At 66.5% G+C, this 10756-nt stretch carries 13 protein-coding genes; 5 read left to right on the plus strand and 8 right to left on the minus strand.

Annotation, left to right across the window (positions count from 1 at the left end; genetic code table 11):
• From HOV91_RS36790 to HOV91_RS36800, 3 genes are all read right to left on the minus strand, one after another.
• The coding region (locus HOV91_RS36790) for a phosphatase PAP2 family protein (protein WP_174189819.1) at positions 1–817 on the minus strand (817 nt) is incomplete at its 3' end.
• Positions 818–1014: 197 nt separating this feature from the next.
• The gene (locus HOV91_RS36795; RefSeq protein WP_174189820.1) at positions 1015–1455 is read right to left on the minus strand and encodes a VOC family protein; all 441 of its coding nucleotides are present in this window, start codon (positions 1453–1455) and stop codon (positions 1015–1017) included.
• The gene (locus HOV91_RS36800; protein WP_174189821.1) at positions 1452–1679 is read right to left on the minus strand and encodes a hypothetical protein; all 228 of its coding nucleotides are present in this window, start codon (positions 1677–1679) and stop codon (positions 1452–1454) included. The genes HOV91_RS36795 and HOV91_RS36800 overlap by 4 nt, the downstream gene beginning before the upstream one ends.
• Before the next feature lie 114 nt (positions 1680–1793).
• On the opposite strand from HOV91_RS36800, the gene HOV91_RS36805 reads away from it, so the two are divergent.
• The 3 genes from HOV91_RS36805 (at position 1794) to HOV91_RS36815 (ending at position 4109) form a co-directional block, all read left to right on the plus strand.
• Entirely contained in the window at positions 1794–2297 is a 504-nt protein-coding gene (locus HOV91_RS36805) for a DinB family protein (protein ID WP_174189822.1), read from the plus strand.
• A gap of 186 nt (positions 2298–2483) precedes the next feature.
• Complete coding sequence (locus tag HOV91_RS36810; protein WP_174189823.1) at positions 2484–3680, plus strand: hypothetical protein; 1197 nt, start codon at positions 2484–2486, stop codon at positions 3678–3680.
• A gap of 240 nt (positions 3681–3920) precedes the next feature.
• A complete protein-coding gene (locus HOV91_RS36815; protein WP_174189824.1) occupies positions 3921–4109 on the plus strand; it encodes a hypothetical protein in 189 nt (62 codons plus the stop codon).
• Positions 4110–4272: 163 nt separating this feature from the next.
• Here the strand turns inward: HOV91_RS36815 and HOV91_RS36820 are convergent, their stop codons facing one another.
• The 3 genes from HOV91_RS36820 to HOV91_RS36830 all read right to left on the minus strand — a co-directional run bounded on the left by HOV91_RS36820 (position 4273) and on the right by HOV91_RS36830 (position 7780).
• Positions 4273–5280: an AraC family transcriptional regulator gene (locus HOV91_RS36820; RefSeq protein WP_174189825.1), complete on the minus strand. Its 1008-nt coding sequence runs from the start codon at positions 5278–5280 to the stop codon at positions 4273–4275.
• Positions 5281–5383: 103 nt separating this feature from the next.
• The gene (locus HOV91_RS36825; RefSeq protein ID WP_174189826.1) at positions 5384–6613 is read right to left on the minus strand and encodes a cytochrome P450 family protein; all 1230 of its coding nucleotides are present in this window, start codon (positions 6611–6613) and stop codon (positions 5384–5386) included.
• A gap of 327 nt (positions 6614–6940) precedes the next feature.
• A complete protein-coding gene (locus HOV91_RS36830) occupies positions 6941–7780 on the minus strand; it encodes an NAD(P)H-binding protein (protein WP_174189827.1) in 840 nt (279 codons plus the stop codon).
• Positions 7781–7843: 63 nt separating this feature from the next.
• On the opposite strand from HOV91_RS36830, the gene HOV91_RS36835 reads away from it, so the two are divergent.
• Entirely contained in the window at positions 7844–8242 is a 399-nt protein-coding gene (locus HOV91_RS36835) for a winged helix-turn-helix transcriptional regulator (RefSeq protein WP_174189828.1), read from the plus strand.
• A gap of 58 nt (positions 8243–8300) precedes the next feature.
• Here HOV91_RS36835 and HOV91_RS36840 read toward each other — a convergent pair whose 3' ends face one another.
• On the minus strand, positions 8301–8888 hold the full coding sequence (locus HOV91_RS36840; RefSeq protein WP_174189829.1) for a TetR/AcrR family transcriptional regulator: 588 nt from the start codon (positions 8886–8888) through the stop codon (positions 8301–8303).
• Positions 8889–8970: 82 nt separating this feature from the next.
• Between HOV91_RS36840 and HOV91_RS36845 the strand changes: the two genes are divergently transcribed.
• A complete protein-coding gene (locus HOV91_RS36845; RefSeq protein ID WP_174189830.1) occupies positions 8971–9972 on the plus strand; it encodes a saccharopine dehydrogenase family protein in 1002 nt (333 codons plus the stop codon).
• A 66-nt stretch (positions 9973–10038) separates the two neighbouring features.
• Here HOV91_RS36845 and HOV91_RS36850 read toward each other — a convergent pair.
• Positions 10039–10756: PI-PLC domain-containing protein (locus HOV91_RS36850; protein ID WP_174189831.1), on the minus strand; the 718-nt coding region annotated here is incomplete at its 5' end.

The raw sequence follows: 10756 nt of genomic DNA on the forward strand, positions 1-10756 counted from the left end.
GGGTGGGCTCATGCCGAACCGGGGTCGGCCGCAAGTCGTCTTCGTCGGCCGGCGGTACGTCACCAGGTAACGGGCCCGCGTCCTCGACTCCGGCGTCGCCACGCCATCGGTGGAACGCGACGGTGGCCAGCACGAGCCACAGCGACCCGAGTAGCCAGCCCGCGAGCACGTCGGTGAGGTAGTGCACGCCCAGCGCTATCCGGCTGAGCCCGACGGCGATCACGACCAGGACTACGAGCCCGGTCAGCGCGCGGCGTGGGCCCGCTTGCAGGGTGGGTGCGAAGACCAGCAGCACAACGCCATAGCACACCAGTGAACTCATCGCGTGTCCGCTGGGAAAGCTCCACCCGCCTGCGGTGTGGACGGGAGTCTCCACCACCGGACGCAGCCGTGCGACAAGCTCTTTGACGACCGGGTTGAGGATCAGGCCGCCCGCGCCGGTGAGCGCCACGTAGACAGCGAGTCGTGGTAGCCGACGCAGCAGCAGCCAGAGCGCGCCGACGACGAGCATCAGCACCAGCGTGCCGGTTCCTCCGAGACGGGTGATGCCGGCGAGAACAGTTCGCAGGATCCTGTTCTCCGCCACGACGGCGACGATGCTGTCGGTGACCGCCTGATCCGCGGTCTGCATCGGCTCCCATCGCGCCCGGACCAGCGCTGTGAGCACGCCGAACCCGATACCGACGGCCACAGCGCCCAGCAACGCCGCCGCACTGCGGACGGCGAATCGTTCGGCGGCCGCGGCCTCGTTACCAGCTGGGCCGCGAGGGCGGTCGGCGCCCGTCGCGGCATCCCCGTCGTGGCGGGCGACAGACAATGCAACACCTCCTGCGATCGTGCGACACCCGTCGTGCAGCGGAAATCCTCGACAGGCCACTCGAGAATCTCCGGTCTGGATATCGTTCGTCGTCAACGGTTTCCCGGAACGAGCGGCCGCAATCAATGCGGAATGTCACGGTGGACAGCCTCGCGATGCCCGCGACAGGCCGAGACCTCCCGAGCGCTGAGCAACCTTCAGCTGAGCTCCTCTGCCAGTCCGACGATGATGCCCTCGGGGCCACGGACGTAGCAGAGCCGATAGGTGTCCTCGTACTGCACCAGCTCGCCGACGAGTTCGGCGCCATGGGCACGCAGGCGGGCGACGACGTCCTCGATGTCGTCGACGGCGAACATGATGCGACGAATACCCAGCGTGTTCGCCGGCGCGTCTTTCGGCTCGGCGGTGATGGCCTTCGGCCGGTGGAACTTCGCCAGCTCGACTCGGCCGGGGCCACCCGGGATCCGCAGCATTGCGACGTCCTGTCGAACGTCTTCGAGCCCGATGACGCGCTCCGCCCCCTGCCACTCGAGGGGCCCCTTGCCTTCCAGCTCCATACCGAGTTCGACGAAGAACGCGATAACAGCGTCCAGGTCGTCGACAACGATCAGGACGTTGTCCATCCGCTGAATCGTCATGTCGGGTCTCCTTCGGTGTAGTGCGGCCATGGTGTCACCAAGGCTGCCGTCAGCGACATGCGGCCCGGATCGAAACCCTGCGATATATTGACCCCAGGCAGCAGCGCCTCCTGACAGACCTGGGCTGCGATGTCGACGTCGGCCCGCCTCGCCATGCTCCGGCGCGCAATCCGCGCGAAGAGCGGATCGAATGCCTTCCCGGTTTTGCCGGTCTTCCCTGACACCGAACTTTTCGGCCCTCTCCGAGATCGATCGCCGCACTGCTGCCGTGTGTCATACAGCCCCATCGGTCCATACCGCGCGCGCCTCGCCCACATCACAGAACGGAGTGAAAGACCTTGAGTACCAACCTGATCACCAACGGCACCGAGCGAGCAATCATCGAGAACATGCTCGACCGCAACCGCGAAGCGCTCATCGAGACCGTCCGCGGCCTGTCCGACGCCGATGCTCGCCGCCGACTCGTCGCGTCGCTGACGACACCGATCTCCTTGATCAAGCACGCCGCTGCCGCGGAACGGATCTGGTTCCAACGGTTCTGGGCGGGACTCGAGGAATCCGAATGCGATGGATACGCACGCCGCGACGAGGGCACCTTCGCCGTCACCGACGACGAGACGCTGACAGATGTCATCGCCGAGTTCGAGCGCGCAAGCCGACGATCACGTGAGATCGCCTCCCGCTTCGACCTCGACGACACCAAGCACAATCCCCGCGAGGGAAACGTCAGCATGCGATGGACACTGCTCGCCATGATCCAAGAGTTCGCCAGGCACGCGGGTCACGGCGACATCCTCCGCGAACAGATCGACCAGCCCTCACCTCGACAACCGAATTCGTGAAACTTCGGCGCGCAACGACTGACTCATCGGTGGCGACCGGCACGGGGTTCACCCGTGACCGCATTCGAGCCGCGGCCGCGGAATGTTGCTCGAACGCGGCATCCGCGGCTGTCCGGATCGACGGGTGAGCGCAGCAGACAGCAGAAGTCGCGATTCCAGAGGTGGGGATGCGGTTCGATAGGTGCCGTGGATGCTGTCGAGTTCGCGCGCGTCGTGGCGGAGTTCGGTCCCGGCTGCGCGCTGCTGGTCGAACCTGGCTCGTCGGCCGCGGCGCATGTCCCCCCGAGGTGGGCCGCGATCGCCGGTGGCCGCGATTGCCGTGCCCGGCGTGCCGGGGCCGTGGCGTTGTGGAATCTCGAACTGTTCGTCGACCTGTTGCCGCGCTTCGGGGCTGTGCTGGAGGAATGCCTCGATGACGTGCGGGTCTGCCTGCTGCGTGGCGATTGGGTGCTGCTGTACGCGCTGCGCAAGCCGTTTCAGCCGCACGAATTCCGGATCGGATGGGACCCGGAAACCTTCGGCGCGGACCGGCCGCCGTATTGGGACGCGCTGCCCGAGGCATTGCGGGTGTTCCTCGGCACGGTGCACGCCGGCTTCACCGATCTCGATGGGATCTCCTTCGGTCCCACCCGGCCCCGGGACATGCGGACCTACCACGCGCTGCGCTTGGCGGAGTCGGTACGCAATTGGGAGACGGGCGAGGACATCCCCGGAGACCGGGCGATGCTCATCGCCAAGGGCCTGGGCGACACTCGCTATTTCGTCTCCCCCGATCTGCCCGGCGGCGCCATCGGCTGGGAGGCGGACGGCCATCTGGATCGGCCACTGGACTTCGCCCAGACCTTCGACGAACTGATGAGCTACGGCTTCCAGCTCGAGCGCGATCTCCCGCACCAGACCGCCGCACCCGCGACACCGCCGACTCCGGAAGAATTGCGGCAGGCGAGCATGTCCGTGCCGCAGGCGGCACGGACGGTCGTTTGGAACCGCGAACTCACCGAGGACACCGCCCGCGACCGGATCCGCGACCTCGTCGCCGAGCTACTCGACGCGTTGGGCGGTCAGATGCGCATCCGCCCACAGGAAGGTCTCGACGGCGAGACCATACTGCCGTTCGACGATGACGCGGGCAACATCTACCAGGTCGACCGGCTCGAGGCCCGCTACTTCCTCGACCCACCAGCGCCGGACCGCGCCGACATCTATCCGGCCGTGATCGTCCGCATCTGGGAGCAGCACGGCTGGACGGTGACGCTGTCCACCGACACCGACAGCATCCGAGCACACGCCCGCACCCCCGACTGGTACGAACTCACCCTGACCCACCGCGATGACACGTTGCGCCTGTCTGTCGCATCACCTGGTTTCCACCGGCCGCGCTGATCATCGACGGATGGATCGCCCGGTTGCGGGAGACGCTGTCAACCCCGCAGGGCGACTCCCTTTGGAAGAGCCGAGGGATGGGACTGTTCGCGCCGCACTCCGGCGCGTCCGGCTGGCGGTGCGTCGGCCTTCCAAAGTGGCCGCGTGCCGGAAGGTTTGTAACGGCCAGAGCACGGCGCTCGATTCAGCCACCGAGGTCATATTCGTGACCGAAACTAACTCAAAGAGATCGGGTTTGAGATGATTCGAGTCAATCGCCACATCGTCGCGGGTGCGCTGCTGGCCGGTGCCGCGCTGATGTCCGTCGCTCCCGCGCAGGCGCAGGCCCCCGCCGAGCCACGGGCGATCGACAACAACGAGATCTCCAGTGGTTCGGCCGATTTGAACCGCTTCTTCTGCGGCACGATCTGGCGTCCTGTCTGCGTCTGATCGTCCGGCGCGCAGAACGACGAAAACCCACGGCGGCATCTCGCGCCGTGGGTTTTCGTCTGTATCGCACGTCGTCGGCTCCACCGTGGGACCGGTCGCCCTCGATGTCGAGCCACCTGAAGAACGCCGCCTCCCCCCCTGCGGCGATCAGTGAGCAGGACGCTTACGGTGCGGGCCGGTCACCGGCGGTGGTGTCCCTCGTGCCTATACCGAACAACTCTTCGCGCAGCTGGGCCGGGGTTTGCCCGAACTGCCGTTGGAACGCCTCTCGGAACCTCCGTGTCGTCGTGAAGCCGACCTCTGCGGCGATCCGGTCCATGTCGATGGGCAATGGAGTGGACAACCGCTGGCGTGCGAGATCGAGGCGGATCTTGCGCAGCATCGCGCCGGGTGTGATGCCTTCGGTCGCCTTCAACACGGTGTGCAGCGTCTTCAACGACATCCCGCACATTTCGGCGATGGCTTCTGGAGTCACCGTGGGGTCGCCGGCCTTTTGTTCTATGAGGATACGTGCGCGTTGAGCGTCCTTCGCGCGTTCGATATCCTTCTCGGTTCCTGTCAGCGTGATGGCTCGGTTGGGGGTGAGTCCCCCGTCGAGCAGCGTCAGTGCACTGGAAAATGTGTAGGTGAAATCTGTTGTGGTCCACTGTTGCCGGCTGTCGGCGAGCTGACGGACCACTCCATCCAGCGCGCGCACCACGGGCCGCGTCTCGTCCAGCGCGAGTGGGGCGTCTGCGGGGCGGGCGAGGCGGATCGACTTCTCGGGGACGGTCATGATCAACGCGTGAATTGTCTCGTCGTGCGTCATGTACAAAGGGCTGCCCCAGTGGATGAAGCCGAGTCTGCCCGGGTGGAACACTTCCCTGGAATCGCCCTGAGCGAGTTTGAAACACCCTTCCAGCGGGATGAGGAGTCGGTAGCCGTAGTCGCCGTCGATGCGCACATCGCGTTGGGAGCGTTGGTAGTCGATGGCGCCGGACCCGAATCTGACGACTTGGAACTCACCGACGCTCTGGCCCAGTGCCGATGACTTGAAGTCGTCGTCATGGAAGGCGATCCCGACCGACCCCTGCCTGGTATGGAGGTAGTCGCGCCAGCGCGCGGCCCGGTCGGCCATCGACTCGTCATCGATCATGTCGAAAGGAGCTTGCCGGTATTCCGGATCGGTCACGCGGAAACCTTCTCGCACAGCAGCGCAAGGCGCAAAACCGACCATCGACATCGCAAGGTCGTCGCCGGGATCTCGGCTGGTGCCCGCATGACCGGCGAGTGGTCTACGGATTGCCGTTCAGGCGGATCGGCGGGCTCTTGGGGAAGACGACCGGTAGCGCGGACAACGCCCGGTGGAACGGCCCCGGGCGCCACTGCAACTGAGAGGCGGGCACTGCCAACCGCATCTCGGGTAGGGCACCCAGCAGCTGGTCGATCGCGTCCTGCACGATCAGCTCCGCGACCGCGCGTGCGGGGCAGGCGTGCGGGCCCGTACTGAACGCCAGGTGCGAGCGATTGTCGGTGACATCACCCGTCCGGATGGCAGGATCGTTGTTGCAGGCGGCCGTGCTGATCAGTACTGGCTGCTGGGCCGGCAGCCAGGAACTGTCCAGGAGAACCGGCTGTCGCGGATAACTGATGTAGTAGTTCGACATCGGCGGATCGTTGAACAACACCTCCTCCAGCGCATCCCGCGTCGACTGACTCCCGGCGAACCGCCCGTCGGTCAACAGCAGCAGCATGGTGTTCCCGATCAGGTTCAGCGGCGGTTCGATTCCGGCGGCGTACAGCAGCACCAGCTGGTGCAGCATCTCGTCGTCGTCGAGCCCTACCGGATGCTCGATCAGCCAGCTGGTGACATCCGCGCCCGGATAGATGCGTTTGAACCGAGTCAGTTCCAGCAACGCCTCGGACAGCATCTGATTGCCGCCCTCGGCGTCGACGGTGTCGAAGATCGCCGCAATCGCGATCGCCGCGCGTTGGCTCAGCACCGAAGGGCTGCCGAGCAGCGCGTTGAGTGTCCCGAAGAGGACGGGCAGCGCGTACTGGCTCACCACATCGCAGTGCCCGTCCTCGCAGAACGAGTTGATCCGCGGGATGGCGATCTGCTGGATGGTCGCGTGCAGCTGGTGCAAATCGACCTTGCCGAGTGCACCCGCTGCCGCCGACCGGTACCGCGTATGGTCTTCGCCTGCGCTGCGAATGGGGTTGGACCGCCATTCCATCATGGGCCGGATCCGGCAGTCGGCGGGAATGTCGCGTTCCCAGGCGCGCGGATCGGAGGGGAAACGCTCCGGGTCGTGCAGGATTTGCAGCGCGGCGTGATAACCGATCACCAGGGTGGCCGGGACACCTGGCGCCAGGTCTACCGGTGCCAACGAGCCGAAACGCCGCCGCATCTCCCGGTAGAACCTGTGCGGATCGGCCGCGAATTCCTCGGAGTAGAGACGCACTCGCGGACCATCGAAGGCGCTGGGCGACGCTATCGGAAGGGTCTCGGGGTCGGAGGTCATCGCTGGTTCCTATGGTTATCGAGGTCGAAGACGACCGCCGGGTCGTGAACCGGTGGGCCGGGGTGCCGTCCCGTCGGCCCCCGGTGGGACGCTCACAAACGTGCGTCCACCGGTGGCACCTGGGCTGACCCACGCCCGGACAGGTCAACGTCTCCTTGTCTAGGGGATGCCGAAACTATTTCTGGCACACTAGGTTCCGGCATCAGCCCGCCTCTACCGTTTTCTTGTAGATTTGCGGACATTTTTTGTAGGCGCGGGTCCTCGATATTTCGCCCGACCGCCATCCTGGCTCTCGGACATCGTGCGGCTGGTAGCGCTCGGTCCGGCTCAGCGGAAGTCGGCCGCGTGATCCTTCGCCCACTCCGCGAACGTACGCGCGGGACGGCCGGTGATCTCCTCGACCAGCTTGGACACCTGCGGCGGTTTCCTGGTTCCCGCCTGCCATCCGGCCAGGATCGCCTCGACACCGATCGCAGGCACCGTCTCGGTCAGTTCCGCGCGCGCCTGTTCGAGGGATATCACTTCCACGGTGACTTCGCGGCCGATGGCCTCCCCGATCTGGCGTACCTGTTGACGCAGCGTCAACGCTTCGGGACCGAGCACGGTGTAGGCGCGACCATGATGACCCGGTTCGGTCAGCGCGGTTACCGCGACCGCCGCCATGTCTTTCTCGTGGATGGGTGCGGTCAGCGCATCCGGATACGGCAGGCGGGCGACAGCCCCCTCTCGGATGGATTGCTGCCACCACCACAGCGCGTTCGTTGCGAACATGCCGGGCCGGATGAATGTCCACGCCAGCTTCGACTTTTCGATAGCGGACTCGACGGCCGCGTGCTGCCGCGCGATGGGGTTGTGCTCGGCCTCGGGCATCAACACGGCCCCGGACGAGAGCAGCACAACGTGCCGGACGCCTGCGGACTCGGCCGCCGCCACGAATCCGTCGATCCCGTCCGGCTTGGCGTAGAGAAACACTCGCTGCGCGCCTTCCAGTGCGGCGGGCAATGTCTCAGGCTGCTCGAGATCGGCCGCGACGATGTCCGCTCCGGGCGGGAAGCGGGCCGGATCGGGGTTTCTGCTCGTCAGGCGGACCCGCTCGCCCCGCGCGGTCAGCCCCGCTGCGACGTGACGGCCCACATTGCCACTGGCTCCGAATATTACTGTGACCATGGCAAGCAGCGTAGGGCGAATGGTTACCAGAAGTAAGGACGTACCTTGAAGTAAGCTCCTGATATGGCTGTACGTTCGCAGGCACTGCATGCTGCCGCGCCGCGTCGGAGTGACGCGTTCAACAGTGACTGCCCCGCGCGCGAAGTGCTCGATCACCTCACAAGCCGTTGGGGCACATTGATTCTGACCGCGCTGGGCGACGGGCCGCTCCGCTTCTCGGAGCTGCACGGCATGATCGGCGGGATCAGCGAGAAGATGCTGTCGCAGACGCTGCGCACTTTCGTACGGGACGGCCTCGTCGAACGAACCGTGGAACCGACCACACCTCCACGGGTCAGCTACGAACTCACCACACTCGGCCAAGGGCTCACCGGTTCGCTACAGCAATTCCTGGCCTGGATCGGTCGGCACACCCCGGAGGTCATGGCCGCCCAGCGCCGCTACGATCGCGCGAAACAGTGAACCGCTGATCGAACCGGGCATGGTCGCCACCACGATCAGTGCAGACACCACACCGCAGCTAGTCGGCCCCCGCGCCGAGCCTGCCGATGATCAGCCCCGTCAATGCGGTGATCGCGTCGTCCATGCCGACCCGCTCTCGATTCAGTTGCGCGGCAATCGCTTCGGCCGCACCGAGCGCGCCGACGCAATGCAGCCGGAGCGCGTCGCCGGATAGGGCGGAATGCGGGGCCAGCGCGGCAACCATCAGGTCCGTGTAGCTGTCGTACATCTCGCGCTGGATGGCCTCCATCTCCGGATCTCCTTTCAGCGCAGCGGAAACCGCATTGAACTCCGGCATGTCGGTGGCACAGGCGAAATAGGCGGTGCTGATGACGCGCGCGATCCCGGCCGCCGTCGGCTCGGCCGATTGCAGCGCCTTCGTCGTGACAGCCCGGTGTCGCTCATCGAGTTGCCGATAGAGCGCCAGCAGCAGGCCGGACCGGGTACCGAAGTGGTCGTACACGATGGGCCTGCTCACCCCCGCGGCCTCAGCGAGGGTGGGCAGGCTCAGTCCATCGGCGCCGGCGTCGCGCACGATCCCCATCGCCGCGTCGAGCAGTTGCGCCCGGCGGGCCTGCTTGGACAGACGAGTCGGTGTCGTGGTCATCGTCCTCCTCTTGCGTACTGGAGCCAGCTTAGCTACAAACAGTAGGTTACAAAATGTAGCTTAATCGGGAGAGGGAAAAATCGTGGAGCAGACGGCATCGGTCCTGATCTTGGGTGGGTACGGGCAGGCGGGCTCGGACACCGCCGCCCTGCTGCGCCGGCGGCACCCCGACCTACCACTGACCATCGCGGGCCGCGATGGCGAGCGCGCGCGGCGGGTGTCCGACGCACTCGGCGGCGCCACGTCCGTCGTCATCGACCTGGATCGCGAAGACCTCGGACTGCCTGCCGGGCAACGTTTTTCAGCGGTGGTCGCGATGCTGTGGGACCGTCGCATGAACGGACTGCGCTACGCCCAGGATCATGGTCTCCCGTACCTCAGCATCTCCAGCGGCCTGGTCGATATCGGCCCGGAGGTCGTCGCAGGCGCCCAGCGAGCGACCGCCTCACCGATCCTGGTCGCCAGTCACTGGGCCGCGGGTCTGGTCACGCTCGCCGCGATGGACGCTACGCGCGCCTTCGGGCAGGTCGACGCCATCAGGGTCGGCGCAATCCTCGACGAAACGGACTCGGGCGGGCCCGCCGCGCACGCCGACCTGGAACGCTGGGCGAAAGCCGCCCCCGCCGGACTCGTCCGCCGCGACGGCGTCTTCACCTGGGTCACCGGCTCGGACATGGAGACAACCGTGCGCACCGCCGACGGCGCCGACCAGCCCGCCCAGAACATCGCCATCCTCGACGTGACCAGCATCGCCCTCGCGACGGGCGCCCCGAACGTCAGCTTCGCCTTCACCGTCGGCGAATCCGCGGGCAGGCGCGGCGGTGGTCCCGCCTCCGTCGAGGTCCGCATCGACCTCGACGGAGTGACCGCCGCAGGTATCCCCCTGGCCACCACCCGAACCTTCATCCACGCAGCAGGCCAGCGCCCCATCACTGCTCTCGGCATCGCTCTCGGCGTCGAACGGCTCCTCGGTCTCCGCGGCGAACCGGTAGCGCCGGGCATTCACACCCCTGAGTCCCTGCTCGACCCGTCCTATGTCGTCGAGCAGATGAAGGAGATCGGGACCACGTTCATCGACGCGTAATCGCTGGCGCCGCAAGGATCTATCAAATCTCTGGCGGCGAGCTATGAGCTGCTGTGGCTGGGCGTGTCATCGACCGGTGGACCCCGACCACGGTGTGGCCCTCGGAGGGCCGTCCGATGGTGGTGTCGAGGCTGAGAACGCCTCGGGTATCCGGAGTCCGCTTTCGGCGACCTCCGCGCGTAGGAGGGCGAGATCCTCCGTCGTTCTCGTCCATATCTCACCGACGTCCATCCTGAGCATTTCGCGTATCCGGACCGAACCGGTCACTCCCCAGACCGCGAGAGGCATTCCCTCCGCGCTGGTCCGCCGCACAAAATTCTCGGACAGCAGCGGGTACGGGATCGCGACACCGGTAGCACCCGCACCACGCGCATTGTCGATGATGGCGTCGATCTGCTCGGGCCCCGGCCGCAGCGCGCGAGCCATCCACCCGGTGGCGCCACGCATCCCTTTACTGACGACCGTCAGCGTGTTGACCATCGCCACGCGCTGCCAGTCCGGCGCCAGTTCCGCGGCTGCCGTCGATACCCGGAGGTCGAACGCGTGCAGCCGCCCGCGTATGCCGTGCCGCCGCAGCGTGGCCGCGATCTCCGCCACCTTCGCCCGGATCTCCGACTCGGGCCAGGCCGGCCCCGTCGGCAGCTCCACCGACAGCGCCGCATCCGCGAGGGCTGCCGACCGGCACAACATGTCGAGGGCCGCCATGTCCCCGGCCGCCCGGCCCACCTCGACGACGATCGCATCCACCCCGATGACCAGCGCTTCGGCACACGCCCGCCGGGCA

The sequence above is a fragment of the Nocardia barduliensis genome (assembly GCF_013315795.1).
Taxonomy (GTDB): Bacteria; Actinomycetota; Actinomycetes; order Mycobacteriales; family Mycobacteriaceae; genus Nocardia; species Nocardia barduliensis.